We start from the raw sequence: 26,184 nt of genomic DNA, 5'->3' as shown, positions 1-26,184 counted from the left end.
CTGCGATATAAGCGAACCGTTATGCGGTACGCTATGCGCTTTCCCTTTGCACGCCTCGTGCCATGACCCTGACGCGAAACCCCGAGGATTCCCCGCTGTTCATCGCTGCGCTGGCGCGCGGCATTTCCGTGCTGCGGGCATTCAGCGAAGGGCAGCCAGCCATGACGCTGCCGGAGCTTGCCGACGCCACGGGGTTGAGCAAGAGCGCGGTCCAGCGCTTTACCCATACGCTGTGGACGCTGGGCTACCTGCGCAAGGACCCGGTCAGCAAGAAGTTCTCGCTGGCGCCCTGGTCCCTGGAGCTGGGCATGAACTACGTGCAGACGAGTCCGCTGGTGCTGGGCGGCAACCCATTCCTGCACACGCTGAACCGCAACAGCCAGGAAACGTGCAGCCTGGCCGAGCCCGATGGCCTGGACATGGTCTACGTGGCGCGCTTCGCCACCCATAAGGAAATGTTCGTGAACATGCCGGTGGGCATGCGTTTGCCCTTGTACTGCACGGCGGCTGGCCGTGCCGTGCTGGCCAAGCTGGACCCGGGCGTCGCGCAAGACTTGCTGGAACGCTGCGACCGCAAGCCCTATACGGCCAATACGCTCACCACCCTGGACGCCTTGCTGGCCGAACTGGAGTTCGCGCGTCGCCACGGCTATGCCCGGTCCAACGGCGAGTTCTATCCGGGCGACATCACGGTCAGCGCGGCGGTTCTGGATGCCGGCGGCACGCCGCTGGGCGCCGTGAACGTCTCCGTTCCCTCCAGCCGTTGGTCGTTCGAACAGGCGCAAGCCGTCTTCGGTCCGCAAGTCGTGGAAACCGCGCACGCCATCAGTGCATCGCGCACGCTCGGCCGTTCGCATCCCTTCTATCAGATGGAGCCGCCGGGCGGCGCCCTGCGCGGGGCGATGCCGCCGCCCGACGACGAGGCCTGATCCCGTCCTGCTTGCCGCATTCCGGTGCAGTGCATGCACCGGAGCAGGGCGCGCTCGCGCCTATTCCATACTAAATTGATCGACTATTTTTTTAGACCTCTAGGGGGAACTCCCTAATTGGCGCATCGGCTTCTTGCTTGCTAATCTGTTTATGACACGAACGTATCGCACAGCGATTCGATCGAATCTAAATAAAGTTCATGTCCGAGATTTTCCGGACGGGGCATGCCCAGGAGCCGCTGTGCCGCAGTCATCTGAAGTCAGTTTCAATCCCGTCGCCGGATTCATGGGTTTGCCGTCTGCCCGCGAGGCGGGGGCGGGCAAGGCGCGCGCTTGCGTGGTGGGCATCCCATTCGATTGCGGCACGCATCCGTTTCGCGTGGGGTCGCGGCAGGGTCCCGACGCGATCCGCGAGCAGTCCCGGCTGCTGCGCCCCGTCGACATCTTTCGCCGCAACGGCATCGACAATCCGCCTGAATTCCTGCGCGCGATCGACGTGGGCAACGTCGTCTGCCATCCCGGCGACCCAGATGCGTCCTATCCGCTGATCGAAGCGGGCATCGGCGCCATCCTGGACGCGGGCGCCATTCCGATCTCGATGGGGGGAGATGGCGCGGTGACGCTGCCGCAATTGCGCGCCGTGGCGCGCCGCCATCCGGATTTCGTCGTGCTGCATTTCGATTCGCATACCGACACCTATCCCATCCCCGGCTACAACACGGCCACGACCTTCACGCGCGCCGCCGAAGAAGGGCTGCTGGACGTGGCGTCCAGCTTCCACGTGGGCACCCGCGGCAGTTCCTTCATGCCCGGGGTGCTGGAATTCGGGCGCGAGGTCGGCTACACGATCGTGCCTTACGACGACTTCGACCGGGATCAGAAGGCCACGCTGGCGGACATCAAGCAGCGCATCGGCCAGCGCCCGGTCTATCTGTGCTTCGACATGGACATCTTCGACCCTTCCTGCGCGCCCGGTGTGTGCACGCCGGAGTGGGGCGGGTTGTCGGCCAAGGAAGGGCTGGCGCTGCTGCGCCAGCTTGCGGGCCTGAACTTCGTGGCGTTCGACGTCAATACCGTGTCGCCGCCGCAAGACGTGCAGGGGGCCACGGCCTTCCTGGCCGCCACCGTGATGCAGGAATTCTGCGCGTTGGCGGCGGTAGCGGTGCAGCAGTACCCGCAAGGGCGTCCGGCCTGAGCCGTCGCGTCCGCGGCATTCATTCATCCAAGGGGAAAACGATGAAACTCAAATCCATCCTGCTGGGCGTGGCAGCGGCCAGCCTGCTGATCCAAACCGGCGCGCAGGCGCGCACGCTGGACGAAGTGCGCGCCGACAAGAGCCTGGCCATCGTCACCACGGCATCCGCGCCGCCGCACGGATTCAAGAATCCGAAGTCGAACCAGTTGGAAGGCATCATGGTGGACGTGGCCGCTGGCGTGGCCAAGCACCTGAAGGTGTCGGACAAGCTGTCCGACGTGCCGTTCTCGGGTCTGATCCCCACGCTGACCTCCGGGCGCGCCGACGTCATGTCGGCGCCGCTCTTCATCACCGAAGAGCGCGCGCGCGCCATCGATTTCTCGGCGCCGGTCTACGAGTGGGGCGAGGGCGTGGTGGTCAGCGACAAGGCGGCCAAGAAGTACGCCAAGTTCGAAGACATGCAGGGCCAGCGCGTGGGCGTACTGGTGGATTCGGTGCAGTTCAACATGATCAAGGACATGCCGGGCACCAAGGTCACGACCTACCAGGACTACTCCACCTTGCTGGCGGATGTGCGTGCCGGCCGCATCGACCTGGGCATCGTGGACCCGCCCAGCATCATCTACCAGATCCAGACCAAGAACATCCCGGGCGTGAAGCTGGACACCGGCTATCAGCCGCAACGCAAGTGGCAGGTCGGCATGGCCGTCCAGAAGGGCAACGCCGCGCTGCTGGAAGCCGTCAACAACGCGCTGGCCGAGATGCGCACGAACGGGGAAATGGCAGCCATCGGGAAGAAGTGGGGCGTGTCGGACCTGATCAGCAAGTAAGCGCCGCAACGGCACGGATAAGGAGCACGATTTGGATCTCGCTACGCTGCGCATGTACCTGACCCCTTTGGCCGAGGGCACGGTCTGGACTCTGGCGCTGTTTTTCTGTTCGGCCTTTCTGGCGGTGGCGTTGGGCCTGGTCGTCTGCTTGTGCCGCTTGTCGCCCTCGCGGCTGTTGAGCCGCGGCGCGCGCTTTTATATCGAAGTGATACGCGGCACGCCGCTGCTGCTGCAGCTGTTCTACATCTACTACGGCTTGCCCGAGATGGGAGTGGTGATCAATGGCTTCGTCGCGGGCGTGTTGGGCCTGACGCTGAACTTCGGCGCCTATCTGGCCGAACTGTTCAGAAGCGGCATCCAGTCGGTGGATACCGGCCAGTACGAGGCAGCCCGCGCGCTGGGCTTGCGCAAGGTGCAGCGGCTGCGCCGCATCGTGCTGCCGCAAGCGCTGCGCACGGTATTCCCGGCGCTGGGGAACTACGCGCTGGTGCTGATCAAGGAGACTTCGCTCGTCGCCGTCATCAGCGTGTACGAACTGATGCGGGCGGGAGAAATGCTGGCCGGCGCGACGTTCCAGGCGCTGACGGTCTACACGATGGTGGGCGTCATCTATTTCGCCATGTGCAGCGTGCTGTCGTACCTGTTCCGGCGTTCCGAGAAGCGCTTGACCGTGCCGGGCTACTGGAGCGGCGCTGGCGAAAACCACGATATTTCCAAGGCCTGAAACGATGAACGCAACGAATGCCGCAACCCCGATCATCACGATGCAAGGCGTCAGCAAATGGTATGGCGACTTCCAGGTGCTGGACGACCTGGCACTGGACGTGTCGCCCGGAGAAAAGCTGATCCTTTGCGGTCCGTCCGGTTCCGGCAAATCCACCACGATCCGCTTGCTGAACCGGCTGGAGGAACACCAGAAGGGCCGCATCGTGGTCGACGGCATCGAACTCAACGAAGACGTGAAGAACATCGAGCGCATCCGGGCGGAAGTCGGCATGGTGTTCCAGCACTTCAACCTGTTTCCGCATCTGACGGTGCTGGAGAACTGCACGCTGGCGCCGCTGCTGGTCAAGGGCGTGCCGGCGGACGAGGCCCGTTCGCGCGCGATGGGCTACCTGGAGCGGGTACGGATTCCGCAGCACGCGGACAAGTATCCCGGCCAGCTCTCGGGCGGGCAGAAGCAGCGTGTGGCGATCGCGCGCGCCCTGTGCATGCAACCCAAGATCATGCTGTTCGACGAACCCACCTCCGCCCTGGACCCTGAAATGGTCAAGGAAGTGCTGGACACCATGGTCGCCCTGGCCCGCGACGGCATGACCATGGTCTGCGTCACGCATGAAATGGGTTTTGCGCGGGAGGTCGGCGACCGGGTCGTCTTCATGGACCAGGGCGCGATCGTCGAGGCCGACACGCCGGATAATTTCTTCAATGCCCCGCGTTCGGAACGGGCGCAGGCGTTCCTGGGGCAGATCCTGGGCTGACAGGCTAGCGGCGGTTATGCTAATTCCGGCTGGCGGAACGCTTGGGGCCGGATTCGGGAATGGTTCCATATCCGCAACCTGAAATGGCTCTACCGCGTTTTTGATACGCTACCTATCATGCATAACAGGCGGGCGCGCATGCGCCCGCATCGCCATTGAAAACGACTAGGGAAAATCATGAACGGCGCTGACAGTCTTTGCGATACCTTGCTGGCCAACGATGTGGACGTGTGTTTTGCCAACCCCGGCACGTCGGAAATGCACTTTGTCGCGGCGTTGGATCGCAAGCCCAAGATGCGTTGCGTGCTGGGCCTGTTCGAAGGCGTGGTGACGGGCGCGGCGGACGGCTACGCGCGCATGGCCGACAAGCCGGCCGCCACGCTGCTGCATCTGGGGCCCGGCCTGGGCAACGGCCTGGCCAACCTGCACAACGCCAAGCGCGCCCGCACCCCCATGGTCAACATCGTGGGCGACCATGCGACCTACCACGTGCAATACGACGCGCCGCTGACCAGTGACGTGGAAGGCGTGGCGCGGCCGATGTCGCACTGGGTCAAGCGCACGATGACCGCCACCGCGGTGTCCCCGGACGCCGCCGAAGCCATCGCCGTGGCGCGCCGCGCGCCCGGCAATATCGCAACCCTTATCCTGCCGGCCGACGCGGCCTGGACGGACCTGCCGGAGAACGCGCCGGCGCCGGTACTGGTCAAGGACGCGGCCCTGGCCCAGACGTCCGCCGACGCCGTGCGCGCCGCCGCCGCCGCGATCCGCTCTGGCGAGGTGACGGTGCTGATGCTGGGCGGCGCGGCGCTGCGCGAACGCGCGCTGAACGCCGCCGGCCGCATTGCGCGCGCCACCGGCGTGCGCCTGATGTCGGAGACGTCCAACCGCCGCATCGAACGCGGCGGGGCGCGTACGCCGGTCGACCGTTTGCCGTATCCGATCGACATGGCGGTCGCCAAGCTGAAAGACGTGAAGCATCTGGTGCTGGCGGGCGCCAAGGCGCCGGTGGGCTTTTTTGCGTACCCCGGCAAGCCCAGCCTGCTGGCGCCGCCGGACAGCAACCAGGTCGTGCTGGCGACCGCCGACCAGGATCTTGCGCACGCGCTGGAATGGCTGGCGGACGAGTTGGGCATTGCCGCGGACGCGCCGCGCCTGGCCACGCCGGCCGCCGCTTACGAGGTGCCGGCATCAGGCAAGCTGACCGGTGCCGCCGTGAACATCCTGATCGCGCATACCTTGCCCGAGCAGGCCATCGTGTGCGACGAGTCCATCACGCAAGGCCGTGAATTCCCGATCTACAGTGCCAGCAGCGCGCCGCACGACTGGCTGATGCTGACGGGCGGGGCCATCGGCATCGGCCTGCCGATGGCGACCGGCGCCGCCGTGGCGTGCCCGGACCGCAAGGTCATCACCCTGCAGGCCGACGGCAGCGGCATGTACACGCTGCAGGCGCTGTGGACCCAGGCGCGCGAGAACCTGGATTGCCTGACGGTGATCCTGGCCAACCGCTCCTACGCCACGCTGCATGGCGAAATGAAGAACGTCGGCGTGAAGGAACCGGGCCGCAATGCGCGCCGCATGCTGGACCTGGAAGAACCCTATCTGGGCTGGACGCACCTGGCCCGCGGCATGGGCGTGGAGGCGGTCAGCGTCGATACGGTGGAAGGTTTCGCCCGCGCGCTGGCCGACGGCCTGAAGCGCCGTGGCCCGTTCCTGATCGAAGCGGTCATCTAAAGGCGCCCCGCGCCGGGGCCTGTCGTGCTGTCGTGCCGACAGGCCCTAGACGCCCAGATAGCGCGTCAGCTGCCCGGGTTGCCGGGCGAGCGACGCGCTGTCGCCGTCCTGCACGATCAGGCCCTTTTCCATCACCAGGCAGCGGTCGGTGTGTTCCAGCACCGCCCGGTAGTTGCGATCCACGATCAGGGCCGACATGCCGGTGGCGCGGATCTGGCGGATGATCTTCCAGATCTCCGCCACGATCAGCGGGGCCAGTCCTTCGGTGGCCTCGTCCAGGATCAGCAGGTCGGGGTTGGTCATCAACGCGCGGCCGATCGCCAGCATCTGCTGTTCGCCGCCCGATAGCTGTTGCCCGCCGTGCCCCAGCCGTTCCTGCAGCCGCGGAAACGTGTCCAGCACGCGCGCGTACGTCCATTCCTGTCCACCGCGCACGCCGGGGCGCGCCGCGACCTGCAGGTTTTCACGCACATTCAGGTTTGGGAAGATGCCGCGCCCCTCGGGCACGTAGGCCACGCCCAGCCGCGCGATGGCGTGGGGCTGGGCGTGCGTGCAGTCGCGGCCGCTGACCCGTACCTGGCCTTGCGCGCTTTTCACCTGGCCCATCAGGCTGCGGATCAACGTGGTCTTTCCCATGCCGTTGCGGCCCACCAGCCCGACGGATTCGCCTGGCGCGATGTGCATGTCCACGCCGCGCAGCACGTGGCTGGCGCCGTAGTACACGTGCAGGCCGCCGGCTTCGATCAGTGCGTGCATGGCGCGGCTTCCTTTGCGTTGTCCTGCGTGTCTTCGCCCAGGTATGCCGTGCGCACTTGCGCGTTGGCGCGGATCTGGGTGGGTGTCCCGCTGGCGATGGCGGTGCCGTTGACCATCACCGTGATGGTTTCGGCAATGCGGAAGACGGCGTCCATATCGTGCTCCACCAGCAGGATCGCGTGTCCCGCCTTCAGGGTTTGCAGCAAGTCCAGGATGCGGTCCGTCTCTTCGGGGCCCATGCCCGCCAGGGGCTCGTCCAGCAGCAGCACTTGCGGTTCTCCCGCCAGGCACATGGCGATCTCCAGTTGGCGCTTGCGGCCATGCGGCAACAGGCCTGCAGCGCGGGCGGCGTCATCGGCCAGCCCGGTGCGTTCCAGCGCGTGACGCGCCAGGTCCGCGCTGTGCCGGCAATCCGCGGCGGGCCGCCACCAATGCCAGAAGCGCTGGCGGCCCGCTTGCGCGGCCAGCCGGCAGTTTTCGAACACGGTCAGTTCGGGAAACAGCGTAGACCGCTGATAGCTGCGCCCCAGCCCGGCACGCGCCCGTTCGGGCTGCCGCCAGGCGGTGACGTCGCGCCCGCCCAGCATGACCTGGCCGCTCGTGGGCGCCAGTTCCCCCGACAGGATGTTGATCAGCGTGGACTTGCCCGCGCCGTTGGTGCCGATCACGGCATGCACCTGGCCGCGGGCCAGGCCGAGCGAGACGCCGTTGACGGCGGTCAGGCCGCCAAAGCGGCGCGTGACGGCCGAGGCGGCAAGCAAGAGGTCAGACATGGGGTTCTCCCTGGATCGGCAGGCGGACCGGCGTGCGGGCGGAACTGGCCGCCGCCGCGGCGGCGCGTGCGCCTGCCGCGCGGGCCTCGCGGCGTTGCCGCCATTGCGCGGGCAGGCCGGCGATGCCGTTGGGCAGCATCGCCACGAGCGCGATGATGGCTAGCCCCAAGGGCAGATGCCAGTGACGGGCATAGTCGCCGAACAGCGCTTGCGACTGGAACAACTCCTGCATCAGCACCAGCGCCACTGTGCCGATGACGGCGCCCCCCAGGCTGGCCATGCCCCCAAGGATCACCATCAACAACACCAGCCCGGATTGTTCCCAGGCCAGCAGTTCGGGCGTGACGAACCCGTCTTTCAGCGCGAACAGGAAGCCGGCCAGGCTGGCCAGGGTGGCGCCCACCACATAGGCGGTCAGCTTGTAGGGGTAGGTCGAATAGCCGGCGGCCCGCATGCGCTGTTCATTGATGCGGATGCCGGCCAGTGCCGCCCCGAATGGAGAACGCCGCAGCAAGGCCAGAAAGCCCCACGTCAACGCCAGGCAGGCCAGAACGAAATAGTAGAACGTCGTGGCGTCGCCCAGGTCGAAGGGCATCCAGCCGGCAATCGACAGCTCGGGCCTGAAGTACAGGTAGATGCCGTCGCTGCCGCCGCCGACCTTGGTGTCGTGGAAGACGTAATACGCCATCTGCGCGAACGCCAGCGTGACCATGATGAAGTAGACGCCGCGCGTGCGCAGCGCCAAGGCGCCGGTCACGGCGGCGTAGGCGGCTGCCGCCAGCAAGGCCGCGGGCAGCAGCCACCACAGGCTGGCGGCTCCCGATTCGGGCGACAGCAGCGCCGCCGCATAGGCGCCGATGCCGAAAAACGCCGCATGTCCCAGGCTGACCAGTCCCGCGCCGCCGACCAGCAGTTGCAGGCTCAGCGCGAAGATGGCGTAGATCATGACCTTGATGGCCAGGCCGGTGTAGTAGTCGCTGCCGCTCCAGGCGAAGGCAGCCAACGCCAGCAGCGTTGCGACGGGTAGGAGTTTCATCATGTCGCTAGCCCTGTTTGAACAGCCCTTCGGGCTTGCAAAGAAGAATGAACGCCATCAACAGGTAGACGAGCACCCCCGCCGCGGACGGGAACAGCACCTGGCCGAAGGTCTCGACGAACCCCACCAGCATGGCGGCCAGGAACGCGCCGCGGATCGATCCGATGCCGCCGATCACCACCACGACGAAGCAGATGATCAGCACACCGTTGCCCATGCCGGGATACACCGACGACACGGGCGCGGCGATGGTGCCGGCCAGCGCGGCCAGCGCCACGCCCGCCGCGAACACCAGCCGGTAAAGCTTGTTCACGTCGATGCCCAGCGATCCGGTCATTTCGCGGTTGCTGGCGCCGGCGCGCAGCATCATGCCCAGGCGCGTGCGCGAGATCACCCAGTACAGCAGCAGCGCCACCGCGATGCCCACCGCCGAGATGAACAGCCGGTAGACCGGATACGTCATGACGCCGCCCAGCGAGATGCTGCCTTGCAGCCAGGCGGGCAACGGCACGCCGTGCACGTCGTTGCCCACCAGGATGCTGCGCAGTTCCTCGAACACCAGGATCAGGCCATAGGTCATCAGCACCTGCTGCAGGTGGTTGCGGTGGTACAGATAGCTGAAGAACGCCGCTTCCAGGAAGTAGCCCAGCACCGCGGCCAGCGCCACGCACACGGCAAGCGTCGCGATGAAGCCGCCGCCCAGCCAGCGGTCGATCACCGGCCCCAGCGCAAACGCCATATAGGCGCCGATCATGTAGAAGCTGCCGTGGGCAAGATTGATGATGCCCATGATGCCGAAGATCAGCGTGAGTCCGCTGGCCACCAGGAACAGCAGCAAGCCGTACTGGAAAGCGTTCAGGCTTTGGATGAGCAGGATGCTGATGTCCATGGGGCCTCCCGTGGCGGACGTGGCGTCAGAGTTTGCAGCCGCGGGCCGGATCGGCCAGCTTCTGCGCGGCGACTTCCACGACCTTGTTTTCCAAGCCGTCCACGCGGCGCAGATAGATGTCCTGCACCGGGTTGCCGGCGGCCGACAAGGTGAAGGGGCCGCGCGGGCTATCCACCGTCGCGCCGCGCATCGCGGTGCGGAAGTCGGCCTTCTTGGCGAAGTCGCCCTTGACGGCGGACAGGCCCGACTGCATCAGCTGCGCGGCGTCATAGCCCTGCACGGCGTACACGTCCGGCTGGGCGTTGTAATTCTTCGCGTAGTCGGCGCGGAAGGCGTTGTCGCGCGGCGTGTTCAGGCCGTCGGCATAGTGCAGCGTGGTCAACAGGCCTTGCGCCGACGCGCCTTGCGCCTGCAAGGTGCCGTCCGTGAGGAAGCCCGACCCATACAGCGGAATCGTCTTGTCCAGGCCGGCAGCGTGATAGTCCTGCACGAATTTCACGGCGCCGCCGCCGGCGAAGAACGTGAACACCATGTCCGGCTTGGTCGCGGCGATCTCGGTCAGGAGCGACTGGAATTCCACATTGGGGAACGGCAGGCTCAGTTCCTTGACGACCTTGCCGCCGGCCTTCTCGAAGCCTTCCTTGAAGCCGCCGATCGCCTCGTCGCCCGCCGCGTACTTCCAGGTGATGGTGACGGCCGTCTTGTGTCCCTTGGCAACGGCGACGGGACCCATCGCGTACGCCGGCTGCCAGTTGGTGAAGGACGTGCGGAAGATGCCGGGGCCGCACAGCGGGCCGGTGATGGCGTTGGCGCCGGCATTCGTCACGATCAGGGTGGTGTCGCTGTCCTTGGCGGCTTTGGCCAGTGCCATCGCCACCCCGGAGTGCACGGTGCCGATCAGCACGTCGACCTGGTCGCGCTTGATCAGGCGGTTGGCGTTCTCCGCGGCCTTGGCGGGGTTGGACTCGTCGTCCACCTTGAAGTATTCGATCTCGCGCCCGCCCAGCTTGCCGCCTTGCTCTGCGACGTACAGCTTGAAGCCGTTCTCGATGGCGGTGCCGAGCGCGGCATAGGTGCCGCTATAGGGCAGCATGAAACCGACTTTGATCTTGTCGGCGGCCTGCGCGCCGCTGGCGGCGAACGTCAGGGCCGCAGCGATCGCGGCCCGGGTCAGGGCGTGGTTCATGGTTTGTCTCCGTGCTTGTTATGGGCTGGCGTCACTGCCGGCCGGGTTTGTCCAACGCGCCGATGAAATCGGCGACGGCCTGGATAACAATGGCGGGCTGGTCCTTGTGCGGCGAATGGCGGCAGTCGGGAATCTCCAGCAATACGGTCTGCGGCGCATGGCGGCGGATGCCGCGAATCTGCGCCAGCGAGCCGTACTCGTCGTCCACGCCCTGGATCGCCAGCACGGGGCAGGCGATGCGGGGCAGATGATCTTCAATGTTCCAGCGGCGGAAATCAGGGTTCAGCCAGATGTCGTTCCAGCCCCAGAACGCCGAATCCACGTCTGCGTGGTAGCGGGCCAGGCGGCTGCGCAGGTCCGTTTCCAGATACGCCTGGCGCGCCAGCGCGATGTTTGCGACGGTGACGTCTTCGACGAACGTATGTGGCGCGGCCACCGCGATGCCGGCGACGGCGTCCGGGTGCATCGCGGCATACAGCAACGCGATCGATCCGCCGTCGCTGTGGCCGAACAGCACCGGCCTGTCGCGCCGCGCGTCCACGCCCAGCGCGGTCAAGAGCGCGGGCAGCACGTCGCGCGCCTCGCGGTGCATGAAGTCCACCGGCCATCGCTCCTGCGGCGGGCGCGGCGTGGATTGCCCGTAGCCCGAGCGTGATACGACCAGGCCACGGCATCCGGCGGCCTCGCACACTTGCAACGGCCAGTCCTTCCACATGGCGACCGACCCCAGGCCTTCATGCAGGAAGACCAGCAGCGGCGCCATGGCGCGTTCGGGCGCGATCCACAGGCACTCCAGGCGCTGCGCGCGGCCGGCGGCTTCGATGTCGGCGAAGACGTGGCGGGTCGTCAGGGCGCCCGCGGCCGCAGCGCCGTTCATAGCGTGGCCTCTTCAAGCTGGCGCAGGCGGAACCGCTGGATCTTGCCGGTGGCGGTCTTGGGCAGTTCTTCGGTGAAGTTGATCTGCCGCGGGTACTTGAAGGGGGCCAAGTGTTGCTTCACATAGCTTTGCAGGGCGGCGCCGGTGCTGGCGTCCGGTGCGAAACCCGGACGCAGCACGACATAGGCCTTGGTCTTGACCAGGCCGTCGTGGTCCGGCACGCCGATCACGGCGGCTTCCAGCACGGCTTCGTGCTGCACCAGGATGTTCTCCACTTCCACGGGCGAGACGTATTGGCCGCTGACCTTGATCATGTCGTCGCTGCGTCCCGCATACGTGTAGTAGCCGTCGGCGTCGCACGTGTACTTGTCGCCGCTTTTCAGCCAGTCGCCCAGGAAGCACTGGCGCGTCTTGTCGCGGTTGTTCCAGTACATCAGCGCTGCGCTGGGGCCTTTGATGTAGAGGTCGCCGATGGCGCCCGCCTCGACCGGCGCGCCGTTCTCGTCGCGCAGCTGGACTTCGTAGCCGGGCACGGGCTTGCCGGTGGTGCCGTAGCGCAACTGCCCGCTCTGGTTCGAAATGAAGATGTGCAGCATTTCGGTCGACCCGATGCCGTCCAGGATTTCACAGCCGAAATGCCGCGTGAAGCGCTCGCCGATGTCGCGCGGCAGCGCCTCGCCGGCCGAGGTGCAGACCCGCATCGCCACCTGTTCGCGCGGCGGCAGGTCGGGTGATGCCAGCATGCTGGCATACAGCGTGGGCACGCCGTAGAACACCGTTGGGCGATGCCGCGTCAGGCGCTGGAACACGGCTTGCGGGGTCGGGCGTTCGCCCATCAGCACCACAGTGGCGCCGACGGATAGCGGAAAGGTCAGGCCGTTGCCCAGTCCATAAGCGAAGAACAGTTTCGCCGCCGAGAACACCACATCGTCTTCGCGGATGCCCAGCACGGGCTTGGCATAGAGTTCAGCCGTGTGCCACAGGTTGCCGTGGGTGTGGACGACGCCCTTGGGTTTGCCGGTGGAGCCAGACGAATACAGCCAGAAGGCGATCTCGTCAGACAGCGTGCGCACGGCGGGCGCGATCGGCGCGGCGGCAAGCAGGGACTCGAATTCCAGGGCCTCGCCGGGCAAGGGGGCCGTGGGTTGCGACACCACCAGGTGTTCGGCGTCGGCGGACGCCTGTGCCAGCGCGGCCTGCAAGGTGGGCAGCAGGGCGCCCGACACGAACACGGCGCGCACGCGGCTATGGGCCAGGATGTAGGCGTAGTCGTCCGCCGTCAGCAGGGTGTTGACCGCCACGGGGACCACGCCGGCGTGCAACGCGCCCAGGAACACTACGGGCCAGTCGGCCGTGTCCTGCATCAGCAGCAGGATGCGCTCTTCGCGGCGCAGTCCCAGTTGGCGCAATGCGCCCGCCATGCGGGCCACCCGCTCCGCCAGTTCGCCATAGCTCAGCTGGCGCGTGTCGTCGATGTAAGCGGGCTTGGCCGCGCGTGGCGCATTCAGCGCGGCCAGGTAACTGGCGAAATTCAGTTCGGCGGGGCAGGTGTTCACGGTTGTCTCCTGATGTCCTGGTGGGGGCGGGCCATGGCTGTGTTTTTTTGTGGCCAGGCCGCGGGCGCGGGGCTAGCTGGCGGGCCGCGTGAATTCGATGTCGCCGCCGGGCAGCAGATACAGCACCAGGGCGCGTCCTTGCGTGACGGTCGGGCTGTGGGCGCTGCCGGGGCCGTAGACCAGCCAGCCGGCGCCGTGGCCGTCGAAGCGGGCGCCGTCGGTCAGCGGCATGATCAGGTCGATTTCGCCGTTGGGATGGGCGTGATGGGGGCCAGCCAGATCGTTCATGTCGACGACGTCCACCGAACAGCCGGCCAGATCGTCGGCGGGCTTGATGACGCGGCCATAGCGGATGCCGCCGCCTTCCCGGTTGCACATCCAGCCGTCGGCCACGCCCTGCCTACAGGCGGCGAAGATGTCCCGATAAAGGGCGCTGTGCGGGCCGGCCTCCTGGTTCAGCCGCGCTTGCAGCCCGTCGTCCAGCGGCTGGCCCGAGACCAGGCGTGTCGCCTCGCGCATCAGGGCATGGAATTGATCTGGCGTGCTCACCGGGACTCCTCCTTTACACTGTCGGCGCCTGAGATGCGGCATGAAATCAAGTGCTGCTTTTTTGCACACCCTGGCGGCTTGGAACTGCTTGGAGGAAAAATAGTGCTTCCACTGGATTGGGTCAAGCACTATAGTGCATAAAACAGGGCGTATCAGGGTATTTGCGGAGTCAGCCAAAACATGAATCAAGCGCTAGACGCGGCGCCATCCGAACCCAGGCGGGAAGCTTTCCTGGTGGCATTGGGCGAGCGGGTGCGCCGCTTGCGAGCCATACGCGGCATGACGCGCAAGGGCTTGTCGCAGGTAACCGGCGTGTCCGAACGGCATCTGGCCAATCTGGAGCACGGGGTGGGCAACGCCTCGATCCTGGTGCTGCTGCAGATCGCCCGCGCTTTCAATTGCGCGCTGGCCGAACTGGTCGGCGACGTCACCACGGAATCGCCGGATTGGCTGCTGATCCGCGAGTTGCTCAGCGGCCGCACGGAATCCGATCTGCAGCGTGCCCGCGAGGCCTTGACCCAGTTGTTCGGCGTGGGGGCGGGCGCACAGCGTCCCAACCGCACTCAGCGTGTGGCGCTGATCGGGCTGCGGGGCGCGGGCAAGTCCACGCTGGGCCAGATGCTGGCCGACGACTTGGGCTACCCCTTTGTCGAGCTGAACCGTGAAATCGAAAGGGTGGCCGGTTGCAGCATCCTCGAAATCCATAATCTTTACGGCCCCAACGCCTATCGCCGCTATGAGCGCCGCGCCCTGGAAGAAGCCGTGCAGATCTATCCGGAAATGGTGCTGGCCACGCCCGGCGGGCTGGTGTCCGAGCCGGCCACGCTGAATCTGCTGCTGGCGCATTGCTACACGGTCTGGCTGCGCGCCACCCCCGAAGAGCACATGGGCCGGGTGATGGCGCAGGGCGACTTCCGCCCCATGTCGGGCAATAACGAAGCGATGGCCGACCTGAAGCGCATCCTGGCGGGCCGCGAAGCGTTCTACGCCAAGGCCGACCTGACCTGGGTCACCAGCAATCTGGAGGTGCAGGAGAGTTTTGCCGGCCTGCGCACCCAGGTGCGCAAAGCCTGCGGTCTGCCGCTATAGCGCACCCGGTACCCCGCAGCGCTGTCCGCAGCCATTCAAAAGGCCGCCTTACCGGGCGGCCTTTTTGCGTCCGGCGACCTGGCCGGTTCTGAGCGGCAATCTGCACTTTTATGCATGTCTTGCTTGACGCGTATTTTTTCCTGCACTAATCTGCACAATAATTCATGTGATGCAGTATTTTTCCTGTCCAGGCAGGGCGTACGAGGAGACACACTATGAGCAGCACCATCAACCGGGTCGATTTCCGGACGCAGCCCGAACACTACCGCCACTGGCGCCTGACGTTCGATGGCCCGGTCGCCACGCTGGCCATGGATGTGGCGGAAGACGGCGGCCTGCGCCCCGGCTACAAATTGAAGCTGAACTCCTACGACCTGGGCGTGGACATCGAACTGCACGACGCCCTGCAGCGCATCCGCTTCGAACATCCGGAAGTGCAGAGCGTGGTCGTGACCAGCATGAAGGACCGCATCTTCTGTTCCGGCGCCAATATCTTCATGCTGGGGCTGTCTTCCCATGCCTGGAAGGTCAACTTCTGCAAATTCACCAATGAAACGCGCAACGGCATCGAAGACTCCAGCCGCCACAGCGGCCTGAAGTTCATCGCCGCGCTGAATGGCGCCTGCGCCGGCGGCGGCTACGAACTGGCCCTCGCCTGCGACGAGATCCTGCTGATCGATGACCGTTCGTCGTCCGTGGCGCTGCCCGAGGTGCCGCTGCTGGGCGTGCTGCCCGGCACGGGCGGCCTGACCCGCGTGACGGACAAGCGCCGCGTGCGCCACGACCACGCCGACATCTTCTGCACGCTGGTCGAAGGCGTGCGCGGGCAGCGCGCCAAGGACTGGCGGCTGGTCGACGATGTGGTCAAGCCCGCGCGCTTCGAGGCCGCCGTGCGCGAACGCGCGCTGGCGCTGGCCGAAGGCAGCGACCGGCAACCAGGCGGGCAGGGCATCGCGCTGACGCCGGTGCAACGCACCGAAAGCGCGCAGAGGCTCTCGTACCGCTACGTCGACATCGAGCTGGACCGCGAGAAGCGCCAGGCCACCTGGACCGTGCGCGCCCCGCAAGGCCCGGTCGAATCCGAACTGGCGGACATCGTCGCCGCGGGGGCCGCCTGGTGGCCCTTGCAGATGGCGCGCGAACTGGACGACGCCATCCTGTCGATGCGCACCAACGAGCTGGACATCGGCACCTGGATCCTGAAGACGGAAGGCGACGCCGACGCCGTGCTGGCCGCCGATGCCGCGCTGCAGCGCCACGCCGGCCATTGGTTCGTGCGCGAAACCGCCGGCATGCTGCGTCGCACGCTGGCGCGCCTGGACGTGACGTCGCGCAGCCTGTTCGCGCTGATCGAGCCGGGCTCGTGCTTCGTGGGCACGTTGCTGGAACTGGCGCTGGCCGCGGATCGCAGCTACATGCTGGACAACGAGGACGAATCCGCGCCCGCGCAGATCGTGGTGGGCGAACGCAACTTCGGCGCCTATCCGCTGGTGAACGGCCAAAGCCGCTTGCAGCGCCGCTTCTATGAGGAAGCGGCCCCGCTGGAAGCTGTGCGGGCCCGCGCCGGGCAGCGCCTGTCGGCCGCCGATGCGCTGGACCTGGGCCTGGTGACCTTCGCGCCCGACAGCATCGATTGGGACGACGAGGTGCGAATGATGCTGGAAGAACGCCGCGCGCTGTCCCCGGATGCCCTGACCGGGCTGGAGGCGAACCTGCGCTTCGGCGGCCAGGAAACGATGGAGACACGCATCTTCGGCCGGCTGACCGCCTGGCAGAACTGGATTTTCAACCGTCCCAATGCGGCCGGCGACAAAGGCGCGCTGAAGCTGTACGGCAAGGGCGAACAGGCCGCATTCGACTGGAACCGGGTCTGAACAAGAAAAGGAGCGAGACATGTCTGGAATCAACTACACCGATAAGATCCCCAATAACGTCAACCTGTCCGGCGACCGCACCTTGCAACGCGCGCTGGAACATTGGCAGCCCAACTACCTGCAATGGTGGCAGGACATGGGGCCCGACGGTTCGCACGGTTTCGATGTTTACCTGCGCACCGCGGTCAGCGTGGAGCCCGACGGCTGGGCCAATTTCAACCACGTCCGCATGCCTGACTACCGCTGGGGGATCTTTCTGGCGCCGCAGGACGGCCAACGCAAGATCCACTTCGGCGAAAACATGGGGCGTGACGTCTGGCAGGACGTGCCCGGCGAACACCGCGCCAACCTGCGCCGCATCATCGTCACGCAGGGCGACACCGAGCCGGCCTCCATCGAGCAGCAGCGCCATCTTGGCTTGACCGCGCCGTCGCAGTACGACCTGCGCAACCTGTTCCAGATCAACGTCGAAGAAGGCCGCCATCTGTGGGCGATGGTCTACTTGCTGCACCGCTACTTCGGCCGTGACGGGCGTGAAGAGGCCGACGCGCTGCTGCAGCGCAGTTCGGGCGATTCCGACAACCCGCGCATCCTGGGCGCCTTCAACGAGAAGACGCCGGACTGGCTGGCCTTCTACATGTTCACGTACTTCACCGACCGCGACGGCAAGTTCCAGCTGTGCGCGCTGGCCGAGTCCAGCTTCGACCCGCTGGCCCGTACCACCAAGTTCATGCTGACCGAAGAAGCGCACCACATGTTCGTGGGCGAATCGGGCATTTCCCGCGTGATCCAGCGCACCTGCGAAGTGATGAACCAGCTGAAGACCGACGACCCCGAAAGCGTGCGCGCCGCCGGCGTGATCGACCTGCCGACCATCCAGCGCTATCTGAACTTCCACTACAGCGTCACCATCGACCTGTTCGGCGCGGACCAGTCCTCCAACGCCGCCATCTTCTACGGCTCGGGGTTGAAGGGCCGCTACGAGGAATCCAAGCGCACCGACGACCACCAGTTGAAGAACGACACCTACCGTGTGCTGACCGTGAACAACGGCAAGTTGAACGAGGTCGAAGTGCCGATGCTGAACGCCTTGAACGAAGTGCTGCGCGACGACTTCATCCGCGATTCGGTGGCGGGCATCGGGCGCTGGAACAAGGTCATCGAGAAGAGCGGTATCCCGTTACGCCTGCAGGTACCGCACAAGGCGTTCAACCGCCAGATCGGCACGCTGGCCGGCATCCGCATGTCTCCCGAAGGCGAGATCCTGTCGGAATCCCAATGGCAGGCCAACAGCCACAAGTGGCTGCCCACGCCGGAAGACCGCACGTTTGTCGCGTCGCTGATGGGCCGCGTCACCGAACCCGGCAAATTCGCCAACTGGATCGCGCCGCCCGTCATGGGCATCAACCGCCAGCCGGTGAATTTCGACTACGTCCGTTTCAACTAAGGCGACAGGGCGGCGCGCTTGCGCGCCGCCCGCCAGCGCATGGGAAGACTGCGATGAACGCCCCCCTACCCGTACAAGTGCTCAAGCAGCATCTGATCGACCCCGAGATCTGCATCCGCTGCAACACCTGCGAAGAAACCTGTCCGGTCGACGCGATCACCCACGATTCGAACAACTACGTGGTGGATCCCGATATCTGCAACGGCTGCATGGCTTGCGTGCCGCCGTGCCCCACGGGGTCGATCGACAACTGGCGGCTGGTGCTGCGCGCCGATGCGTATTCCGTGCAGGACCAGTTGGGCTGGGAGGAACTGCCCGGCGAAAAGGCCTTGCCGGAAGCGGCGGGTGCCGGCGCCGGCGAAGCACCCCTGGCGGCCGTGGCCGAGCCCCCGGCGACTGCGGCGCCCGCATCGTTCTCACCGGCGGGGGCGTCGGTTCCGCCTTGGTCGGCGGCGCATCCCTACGTCAATCTCTACACGCACAAGGCGCCGATGACGGCTACGGTGGTGGGCAACTACCGCGTGACCGGCGCCGACACCGAAAGCGATATCCACCACATCGTGCTGGACTTCGGCGATTTGCCGTTTCCGGTGCTGGAAGGGCAGTCCATCGGCATCCTGCCGCCGGGCACCGACGCCCAAGGGCGGCTGCACCACGCGCGGCAATATTCACTGGCCAGTCCGCGCGACGGCGAACGCGCCGGCTACAACAACCTGTCGCTGACCGTGAAACGCGTGACCGAAGACCACGGCGGCGTCGCCGCGCATGGCGTGTGTTCGAACTATCTGTGCGACCTGGCCAAGAACGACACGGTGCAGGTGATCGGCCCGTTCGGCCATACCTTCCTGATGCCGAACCACCCGCGCGCCAATCTGATCATGATCTGCACGGGCACCGGTTCGGCGCCGATGCGCGCCATGACCGAACGCTATCGCCGGCGCATCGACACCGGCGAAAACGGCCGCCTGATGCTGTTCTTCGGCGCGCGCACCGAACGCGAACTGCCGTACTTCGGCCCGCTGATGAAGCTGCCCCGCGACTTCATCGACATCAACCTGGCGCTCTCGCGCGAGGCGGGCCAACCCAAGCGCTACGTGCAGGACCTGATCCGGGAACGGGCCGCCCAGGTGCAGCACTTGCTGACCGATCGCAACACCTGCATCTACGTGTGCGGCTTAAAGGGCATGGAAGTCGGCGTGCTGGACGCGTTGCGCGACGTGGCGGTGCAAGCGGGGCAGGATTGGTCTATCCTGCATGATGTGCTGCGCCGCGAAGGGCGCCTGCATTTCGAGACGTACTGAATCCAGAAACTTGAGCGTGACTCACGTGAAAAACGGCGCGCCACGGCGCGCCGTTCGCGTTGGTCAGGGGGAAAATCAAAGATGAAGTTCGCCGAATTCAAAGACGGCATGTTGATCAAGGCGGGTCCGGTCACCATTACCGAGGCCGAGATCCTGGAGTTCGCACGCAAGTTCGATCCCCAATGGTTCCACACCGACCCGCAACGGGCGGCGGAAGGGCGTTGGGGCGGCCTGATCGCCAGCGGCTGGCATACCTGCGCGCTGGCCATGCGCATGGCGGTGGACGCCGCGCTGCATGACTCCGAATCCTTCGGTTCGCCCGGCCTGGGCGAAGTGCGCTGGCGCACGCCGGTGCGTCCAGGCGACACGTTGCGCCTGGAAGCGCGGGTGCAGGGCGCCCGCACCTCGTCCTCGCGCCCGGACCTGGGCATCATCACGTGGTCCTGGACGGTGATCAACCAGCACGACGAAGGCGTGCTGGAACTGGACGCGACGAGTCTGTTCGACCTGTCGGGCGAGAACTAGGCACGGCGGCTTTCCCGGCATCTTGCCTTGCCGTCTGGGCAGCCCGGCTGCTCCGTCAGCGGTTGGCTCCCCGCTTCAGGATGCTGGCCGCATCGGGGCCGACCGCCGTTTTCCAGGCCTGCACCGAATCCGCCGCTGCGTTGCGCAGCGCGCGGCGCACCGCGGACGGCACGGCCGTATTGATCGCGACGCCGTTCTTGCGCATGTTGGCGTAGTTCTGTTGCAGGCGGCCGTCGATCCGCTTCCATTGTTCGGTTTCCGTCTGCGCCGCAGCCTGGTCGATGGCGCGCCGCGACCGCTCGTCCAGCGCCTGATACGCCTGCAAATTCATCGTCGCGACCGAAATCGGCATCGCGTAGTTGATCTCGGCGAAGTGGGGCAGATGTTCCCAAAGCTTCCGTCCGGCGCCCCCGTCGCCCGACGACAGCACGGCGTTCACATCGCCCGCGACGATGCGCGGCATGGCGTCGGCAAATGAAATGTTCTCTGCGCGGGCCCCGGCCTTCTGCATCACCTCCTGGGACGTGGCGTCATAGGTGCGGATGCTCAGACCCTTGAGCGCGGCGACGCCGTCGATCTTCTGTTTGGACCAGATGCCGGAAGCGGGCCACGGCGTGGTGTAGAGCAATTTTTGACCGTGGGCGGCCAGCAGCTTTTCATAGGCGGGCCGCGCGGCTTTGTTCAGGTTGCGAGCTTTGGGCAGCGAGTCCGCCAGGAACGGCAGCGACGACACGCCGAACAAGGGGTACTTGGCGGCCAGCGCGCCGGCGAACGCATCGCCGGCATCCACCTTGCGGGTTTCGACGGCGTCGATCATGTCGCCCGACTTGATGCCCTTGGACGCGTCGTACGTGGCATCGATCACCACATTGCCCGCCGTCTTCGCGCGGACCAGCTCCGCAAACGTGGAAACGCCTTGCCCGGGCATGGACGTCGCCGGGTACTCGGTCGTCATGGTCAGGGTCGTGACGGCATAGGCGCCATGGGCGGTGAACAGCAGGGCGATACCCGCCAGCAGGCGGAAGGGGGGGCGGACGGGCATTCGCGACTCCTGGTCGGGGCAAGTGCCACACAGCGTACGGCGTGTGCAAGCCGCCGCCAATACGGGCTAACGGCAATGCGCAGCAGCCAGGCACCGCGTGCCCGGCCAAGACGCGCAGAAACGAAAAAGCCGCCCCGAGAGGCGGCTTTCAGTGGCACAGGGCCGGTCAAGCGATCAATAGAACGCCTGGATGCCGGTTTGCGCGCGGCCCAGGATCAGGGCGTGCACGTCGTGGGTGCCTTCGTAGGTGTTGACCACTTCCAGGTTCACCAGGTGGCGGGCCACGCCGAACTCGTCGGAGATGCCGTTGCCGCCCAACATGTCGCGCGCCAGGCGGGCGATGTCCAGCGCCTTGCCGCAAGAGTTGCGCTTCATGATCGAGGTGATCTCGACGGCGGCGGTGCCTTCGTCCTTCATGCGGCCCAGGCGCAGGCAGCCTTGCAGCGCCAGCGTGATTTCGGTCTGCATGTCGGCCAGCTTCTTCTGGATCAGCTGGTTGGCGGCCAAGGGGCGGCCGAACTGCTTGCGGTCCAGCGTGTACTGGCGGGCGGTGTGCCAGCAGGCTTCAGCGGCGCCGACAGCGCCCCAGGCGATGCCGTAGCGGGCGGAATTCAGGCAGGTGAACGGACCCTTCAGGCCGGACACGCCGGGCATCATCTGGTCTTCCGAGATTTCGACTTCGTCCATGACGATTTCGCCGGTGATCGACGCGCGCAGGCCGACCTTGCCGTGAATGGCCGGGGCCGACAGACCCTTCATGCCCTTTTCCAGGATGAAGCCGCGGATCTTGCCGTCGAACTCGCCGCCGACGCACTTGGCCCACACCACGAACACGTCGGCGATGGGGGAGTTGGTGATCCACATCTTGTTGCCCGAAACCTTGTAGCCGTCGGACGTCTTGACGGCACGGGTTTCCATGCCGCCGGGGTCGGAGCCGTGGTTGGGTTCGGTCAGGCCGAAGCAGCCGATCCACTCGCCGCGAGCCAGCTTGGGCAGGTACTTCTGCTTTTGCGCTTCGCTGCCGAATTCGTTGATCGGCACCATGACCAGCGACGACTGCACGCTCATCATCGAGCGGTAGCCGGAGTCGATGCGTTCGACTTCGCGGGCGATCAGGCCGTAGCTGACGTAGTTCAGGCCAGCGCCGCCGTATTCTTCAGGGATGGTGGCGCCCAGCAGGCCGAGTTCGCCCATTTCCGAGAAGATTTCCGGATCGGTCTTCTCGTTGCGGAAGGCGTTCAGCACGCGGGGGGCAAGCTTGTCCTGCGAATAGGCGTGGGCGGCGTCGCGCACCATGCGTTCTTCTTCGGTCAGTTGCTGGTCCAGCAACAGGGGATCTTGCCATTCAAAAGAGGGATTCGAGGACATGCTGGGTCTCCGCTATGGATTTCCGTATTCGGAATCTAGAAAGTTTAAACCTAAAATAATTCGGGCGGCAAGTTGGGGTTTGCACGGCAGCGCGCCAGAGGCTTGCCGCCGGCCGTGCCGCCCGATCTGGTATCAGTGCTGGGCCTTCAATGCCGCGTCGCGGATCTTTTCCAAGGTCGTCGACGGGGTGATGGTTTCCGGATCGATGAAGCAGTGCAGGATCGCCGGTTTGCCGCTGGCCAGCGCCCGTTCGAAGGCCGGACCGAACTGGTCGGTGGTCTCGACGCGTTCGCCATGGCCGCCGAAGGCGCGCGCGTAGTCGGCGAAGTCCGGGTTCTTGAGTTCGGTCGCGGAAATGCGGCCGGGGTAGTGCTTTTCCTGGTGCATGCGGATGGTGCCGTACATGCCGTTGTCGACCAGCACTACGATGATGGGCAGGTCGTACTGGACGGCCGTGGCGAATTCCTGGCCGTGCATCAGGAAGCAGCCGTCGCCCGCGAAGCAGACGACGGTCTTGTCGGGCCAGACGCGCTTGGCGCCGACGGCGGCCGGCAGGCCGTAGCCCATCGAGCCCGAGGTGGGCGCCAGTTGCGTGCCGAAACGGGTGAAGCGGTGGAAGCGGTGCAGCCAGGTGGCGTAGTTGCCCGCGCCGTTGGTCATGATGGCGTCGGCCGGCAGCGTCTTTTCCAGATAGGCCATCACCTGGCCCATTTGCAGCGCGCCCGGGGTCGTGATGGTGTCCGGGTCGCTCCACTTCAGGTACGACTCGCGCATGGCCTGGGTGCCTTCGGCCCACACGGGCTTGGCAGGCGCCTTCAGGCCCGCCAGCGATGCCGCGAAGGCGGCCGGCGAGGTGTTGATGGCGAGGTTGGCGCGGTACACGCGGCCCAGTTCGGCGGTGTCGGGATGCACGTGCACCAGCTTTTGCTTGGGCACCGGGATGTCCAGCAGCGTGTAGGCCTGGCTGGGGTTTTCCGACATGCGGCCACCGACCAGCAGGATCAGGTCCGCGTCGGCCACGCGCTTGAGCAGCGCCGGGTTGATGCCCAGGCCCACGTCGCCGATGAAGCAGGGGTGGTCGGCCGGGAACAGCATCTGCCGGCGGAACGAGACCGCGGTGGGCAGCGCATGGCGCTGCGCGAAATCGGCGAACTGCTGCACCGCGCGCGCATCCCAACGCGTGCCGCCCAGGATGGCGACCGGGTTCTTGGCGTCGGCCAGCAGCTTTTCCAGGTCGGTCAGCTGGCCGGCCGTGGGGGCGGATTCGATCAATTCGTAGCGCGGAGCGTCGGCCACCTTGGCGGCTTCCACCAGCATGTCTTCGGGCAGCGCGATCACGACCGGGCCGGGCCGGCCCGAGGTGGCGATGTGGAAGGCGCGCGAGATCAGTTCGGGAATGCGTTCGACCTGATCGATCTCGGTGACCCACTTGGCCTGCGTGCCGAACACGGCGCGGTAATCCATTTCCTGGAAGGCTTCGCGTTCGCGCATGCCGCGCTCGATCTGGCCCACGAACAGGATCAGGGGCGTGGAGTCCTGCTTGGCGATGTGCACGCCGGCCAGCGCGTTGGACGCGCCCGGGCCACGGGTGACCATGCAGATGCCGGGCTCGCCGGTCAGTTTGCCGTGGGCATCCGCCATCATGGCCGCGCCGCCTTCCTGGCGGCAGACGGTGACCTTGATGTCAGCGTCGTGCAGGCCGTCCAGCACCGCCAGATAGCTCTCGCCGGGAACGCAAAAAACATGTTTGACGCCCTGGGCGACCAGTTGGTCGACCAGAATGTGACCGCCAAGGCGGGAATCTTGCTGGGGCATGGTGGGATGTCGTGGTGAGCCGAGGATAAGACTCCCGAGCATATGTTCCTTGATCGCACAACGCAATTGATAAAATTGCACAATCTATTGATCCCCCGGCACGTAGTGCCCTGTTGCGCCGCCGCAAGCGGTGCGCCCGGTCCAGGCCGGTTTCAGGCAGTTCCCGTCCCATGAGAAACGGCATTCCCAATCTGAGCGCGCTGCAGGCGTTCGAAGCATCGGCCCGGCTGGGCAGCTTTTCGCGTGCGGCCGAGGAACTGTCCCTGACGCACAGCGCGGTCTACCGGCAAGTGGCCAGCCTGGAATCGCGACTGGGGGTGCAGTTGTTCACCCGGGTGCGGCGGCGCATCGTGCTGACCGACCACGGGGCCGAATACGCGGGCCGGATCCGTCACCATCTGGACCAGATCGAAAAAGACACCTTCGGGCTGGTCAGCCGCACGGGCATGGGGCGCAGCATCCATATCGCGGTGGTGCCCACTCTGGCCACCACCTGGCTGATTCCGCGCCTGGCGGATTTCCAGCGGGAACATGGGGACATCACGGTCAGCCTGTCAGTGCGCACTTTGCCCTTCCAATTCAAGGACCAGCCCTTCGACGGCGCGCTCTACCATGGCGACGGCTTGTGGCCGGGCACCCAGGGCGTGCTGCTGTTTCCCGAGCGCGAACTGGTGCCGGTGTGCGCGCCGGAACTGGCGGCTCGCGTGGCCCAGGTGTCGGAGGCGGGCGTCAGCGCGCTGGCCGGCATGACCCACCTGCATCTGGCCTCGCGGCCGGACGCCTGGCGGCAGTGGTACGGCGCCAACAACCATTTGTACGGCCCGCAGGCGGCGGGCGGCCCGCGCTATGAGCTCTTCACCATGGTGATGGCGGCCGTGCAGGCCGGCCTGGGGGTGGGGCTGATGCCGCGCTTCCTGGCGCAGCCGGCGCTGGACCAGGGCACGCTCAAGATGCCGGTGCCGCAATCGCTGACGGTCAGCCAGGGCTATTATTTCGGCTACCCGCAACGCAGCGAACGCTCCGACGCGCTCAAGCTCTTCGAGAGCTGGTTGAAGTCCGCCGCCGCCGGCGTGGGCGAAAGGTGAGCCGCATGTCAGAACCCCGCCCGCCGCTGGCCTCCCAGGCCGATATCGACGCTTTCATCGACGCCGTCTGGCTGGAAGACGGCCTGTCGGCCAATACGCTGGCCGCCTATCGCCGCGACCTGACCGGCTTTGCCCGCTGGCTGGAAGACCCGGACGCCTACGCCCGCGAGATGGCCGACCGCTACGGCGACGCCGCCCAGGCCCACGCGCTGCCCGCCGGCCCCGCCAAATCCCTGAACGAGGCGCAGAAGGCCGATATCGAAGCGTGGTTCGCATTCCGCCACGAAGAAACCCGCGCCACCACTGCCAATCGCCGGTTGGCGGCGTTGCGCCGCTTTTACGCCTGGGCCTTGCGTGAACATCGCGCCGAACGGGATCCCTGCCTGACACTGATTGCCGCCAAGCAGCCGCCACGGCTGCCCAAGACCCTGTCCGAACAGCAGGTGGACGCCTTGTTGCGCGCGCCCGATCTGGGCCAGCCGCGTGGCCTGCGTGACCGCGCCATGCTGGAAACGCTGTACGCCACCGGTTTGCGCGTGTCGGAACTGGTGGGCGTGCGCGCGCTGGACGTCAGCCTGAACGAAGGCGTGGTGCGCGTGGTGCTGGGCAAGGGCGGCAAGGATCGGCTGGTGCCGCTGGGCGCCGAAGCGGCGCATTGGATCGACCAATACCTGAAGGCCGCCCGGCCCGAGCTGGCGGCAGGGCGCCAAAGCGACGCGCTCTTCATCACCGGCCGCGCCGAAGCGATGTCGCGCCAGGCCTTCTGGCAGCTGGTGAAGAAATACGCCCTGCTGGCCGACATCCATGCGCCGTTGTCGCCGCATGTGCTGCGCCACGCGTTCGC

Annotated in this window: 24 protein-coding genes; 13 read left to right on the top strand and 11 right to left on the bottom strand. The window is 66.1% G+C overall.

What is annotated here, in order from left to right; all coding sequences use genetic code 11:
* Positions 1 to 62 precede the first annotated feature (62 nt).
* From ACO6D5_RS17195 to ACO6D5_RS17170, 6 genes are all read left to right on the top strand, one after another.
* Positions 63 to 929 (top strand): IclR family transcriptional regulator domain-containing protein, encoded by an 867-nt coding sequence (locus tag ACO6D5_RS17195; RefSeq protein ID WP_315527628.1) that lies wholly within the window; start codon positions 63 to 65, stop codon positions 927 to 929.
* A 286-nt stretch (positions 930 to 1,215) separates the two neighbouring features.
* The gene (locus ACO6D5_RS17190; protein ID WP_315527734.1) at positions 1,216 to 2,124 is read left to right on the top strand and encodes an arginase family protein; all 909 of its coding nucleotides are present in this window, start codon (positions 1,216 to 1,218) and stop codon (positions 2,122 to 2,124) included.
* 41 nt (positions 2,125 to 2,165) lie between these two features.
* Positions 2,166 to 2,954 (top strand): transporter substrate-binding domain-containing protein, encoded by a 789-nt coding sequence (locus ACO6D5_RS17185; protein ID WP_315527627.1) that lies wholly within the window; start codon positions 2,166 to 2,168, stop codon positions 2,952 to 2,954.
* 31 nt (positions 2,955 to 2,985) lie between these two features.
* A complete protein-coding gene (locus tag ACO6D5_RS17180; protein WP_006222809.1) occupies positions 2,986 to 3,678 on the top strand; it encodes an amino acid ABC transporter permease in 693 nt (230 codons plus the stop codon).
* 4 nt (positions 3,679 to 3,682) lie between these two features.
* Positions 3,683 to 4,435, top strand: coding sequence for an amino acid ABC transporter ATP-binding protein (locus tag ACO6D5_RS17175; protein ID WP_485826025.1), 753 nt, complete (start codon positions 3,683 to 3,685; stop codon positions 4,433 to 4,435).
* 177 nt (positions 4,436 to 4,612) lie between these two features.
* Positions 4,613 to 6,172, top strand: coding sequence for an acetolactate synthase large subunit (locus tag ACO6D5_RS17170; protein WP_315527624.1), 1,560 nt, complete (start codon positions 4,613 to 4,615; stop codon positions 6,170 to 6,172).
* A 45-nt stretch (positions 6,173 to 6,217) separates the two neighbouring features.
* Here the strand turns inward: ACO6D5_RS17170 and ACO6D5_RS17165 are convergent, their stop codons facing one another.
* The 8 genes from ACO6D5_RS17165 to ACO6D5_RS17130 all read right to left on the bottom strand — a co-directional run bounded on the left by ACO6D5_RS17165 (position 6,218) and on the right by ACO6D5_RS17130 (position 13,794).
* Entirely contained in the window at positions 6,218 to 6,928 is a 711-nt protein-coding gene (locus tag ACO6D5_RS17165; protein ID WP_315527622.1) for an ATP-binding cassette domain-containing protein, read from the bottom strand.
* Positions 6,916 to 7,701 carry an ABC transporter ATP-binding protein gene (locus ACO6D5_RS17160; RefSeq protein ID WP_485826024.1) on the bottom strand — a complete coding sequence of 262 codons (786 nt, stop codon included), beginning with the start codon at positions 7,699 to 7,701 and terminating at the stop codon, positions 6,916 to 6,918. The genes ACO6D5_RS17165 and ACO6D5_RS17160 overlap by 13 nt, the downstream gene beginning before the upstream one ends.
* Entirely contained in the window at positions 7,694 to 8,740 is a 1,047-nt protein-coding gene (locus ACO6D5_RS17155) for an ABC transporter permease subunit (RefSeq protein WP_315527617.1), read from the bottom strand. The genes ACO6D5_RS17160 and ACO6D5_RS17155 overlap by 8 nt, the downstream gene beginning before the upstream one ends.
* A gap of 4 nt (positions 8,741 to 8,744) precedes the next feature.
* Entirely contained in the window at positions 8,745 to 9,626 is an 882-nt protein-coding gene (locus tag ACO6D5_RS17150) for a branched-chain amino acid ABC transporter permease (protein WP_315137814.1), read from the bottom strand.
* Between the two features lie 25 nt (positions 9,627 to 9,651).
* On the bottom strand, positions 9,652 to 10,812 hold the full coding sequence (locus ACO6D5_RS17145) for an ABC transporter substrate-binding protein (protein WP_006222816.1): 1,161 nt from the start codon (positions 10,810 to 10,812) through the stop codon (positions 9,652 to 9,654).
* A 31-nt stretch (positions 10,813 to 10,843) separates the two neighbouring features.
* A complete protein-coding gene (locus tag ACO6D5_RS17140) occupies positions 10,844 to 11,689 on the bottom strand; it encodes an alpha/beta fold hydrolase (protein ID WP_485826023.1) in 846 nt (281 codons plus the stop codon).
* Positions 11,686 to 13,245 carry a benzoate-CoA ligase family protein gene (locus tag ACO6D5_RS17135; RefSeq protein ID WP_485826022.1) on the bottom strand — a complete coding sequence of 520 codons (1,560 nt, stop codon included), beginning with the start codon at positions 13,243 to 13,245 and terminating at the stop codon, positions 11,686 to 11,688. The genes ACO6D5_RS17140 and ACO6D5_RS17135 overlap by 4 nt, the downstream gene beginning before the upstream one ends.
* Positions 13,246 to 13,317: 72 nt before the next feature.
* Entirely contained in the window at positions 13,318 to 13,794 is a 477-nt protein-coding gene (locus ACO6D5_RS17130) for a DUF4863 family protein (RefSeq protein WP_485826021.1), read from the bottom strand.
* A 180-nt stretch (positions 13,795 to 13,974) separates the two neighbouring features.
* Between ACO6D5_RS17130 and ACO6D5_RS17125 the strand changes: the two genes are divergently transcribed.
* The 5 genes from ACO6D5_RS17125 (at position 13,975) to ACO6D5_RS17105 (ending at position 20,030) form a co-directional block, all read left to right on the top strand.
* The gene (locus ACO6D5_RS17125) at positions 13,975 to 14,883 is read left to right on the top strand and encodes a helix-turn-helix transcriptional regulator (RefSeq protein WP_013395643.1); all 909 of its coding nucleotides are present in this window, start codon (positions 13,975 to 13,977) and stop codon (positions 14,881 to 14,883) included.
* Between the two features lie 215 nt (positions 14,884 to 15,098).
* Positions 15,099 to 16,757 carry a 2,3-epoxybenzoyl-CoA dihydrolase gene (gene boxC / locus ACO6D5_RS17120; protein ID WP_315527607.1) on the top strand — a complete coding sequence of 553 codons (1,659 nt, stop codon included), beginning with the start codon at positions 15,099 to 15,101 and terminating at the stop codon, positions 16,755 to 16,757.
* 19 nt (positions 16,758 to 16,776) lie between these two features.
* Positions 16,777 to 18,204: a benzoyl-CoA 2,3-epoxidase subunit BoxB gene (gene boxB / locus ACO6D5_RS17115; protein WP_485826020.1), complete on the top strand. Its 1,428-nt coding sequence runs from the start codon at positions 16,777 to 16,779 to the stop codon at positions 18,202 to 18,204.
* Between the two features lie 53 nt (positions 18,205 to 18,257).
* Entirely contained in the window at positions 18,258 to 19,505 is a 1,248-nt protein-coding gene (boxA, locus tag ACO6D5_RS17110; RefSeq protein ID WP_485826019.1) for a benzoyl-CoA 2,3-epoxidase subunit BoxA, read from the top strand.
* An 81-nt stretch (positions 19,506 to 19,586) separates the two neighbouring features.
* On the top strand, positions 19,587 to 20,030 hold the full coding sequence (locus ACO6D5_RS17105) for a MaoC/PaaZ C-terminal domain-containing protein (protein WP_315527602.1): 444 nt from the start codon (positions 19,587 to 19,589) through the stop codon (positions 20,028 to 20,030).
* A gap of 55 nt (positions 20,031 to 20,085) precedes the next feature.
* Here the strand turns inward: ACO6D5_RS17105 and ACO6D5_RS17100 are convergent, their stop codons facing one another.
* The 3 genes from ACO6D5_RS17100 to ACO6D5_RS17090 all read right to left on the bottom strand — a co-directional run bounded on the left by ACO6D5_RS17100 (position 20,086) and on the right by ACO6D5_RS17090 (position 24,255).
* Positions 20,086 to 21,072, bottom strand: coding sequence for a TRAP transporter substrate-binding protein DctP (locus ACO6D5_RS17100; RefSeq protein WP_315527600.1), 987 nt, complete (start codon positions 21,070 to 21,072; stop codon positions 20,086 to 20,088).
* Positions 21,073 to 21,246: 174 nt separating this feature from the next.
* Positions 21,247 to 22,440: an acyl-CoA dehydrogenase family protein gene (locus ACO6D5_RS17095; protein ID WP_315527598.1), complete on the bottom strand. Its 1,194-nt coding sequence runs from the start codon at positions 22,438 to 22,440 to the stop codon at positions 21,247 to 21,249.
* Positions 22,441 to 22,572: 132 nt separating this feature from the next.
* Positions 22,573 to 24,255: a thiamine pyrophosphate-binding protein gene (locus ACO6D5_RS17090; RefSeq protein WP_485826018.1), complete on the bottom strand. Its 1,683-nt coding sequence runs from the start codon at positions 24,253 to 24,255 to the stop codon at positions 22,573 to 22,575.
* A gap of 170 nt (positions 24,256 to 24,425) precedes the next feature.
* Here ACO6D5_RS17090 and ACO6D5_RS17085 point away from each other — a divergent pair, with 170 nt between their 5' ends.
* Together ACO6D5_RS17085 and ACO6D5_RS17080 are read left to right on the top strand one after the other, a co-directional pair.
* Positions 24,426 to 25,340, top strand: a complete 915-nt coding sequence (locus tag ACO6D5_RS17085) for a LysR substrate-binding domain-containing protein (protein WP_006222829.1) — start codon at positions 24,426 to 24,428, stop codon at positions 25,338 to 25,340.
* A gap of 5 nt (positions 25,341 to 25,345) precedes the next feature.
* Positions 25,346 to 26,184 (top strand): site-specific tyrosine recombinase XerD (locus tag ACO6D5_RS17080; protein WP_485826017.1); only part of this gene is annotated, 839 nt, incomplete at its 3' end.

This window comes from Achromobacter sp. (assembly GCF_057314935.1).
The sequence above is the reverse complement of the archived record's forward strand: the minus strand, read 5'-3'. Positions and strand labels throughout refer to the sequence as shown.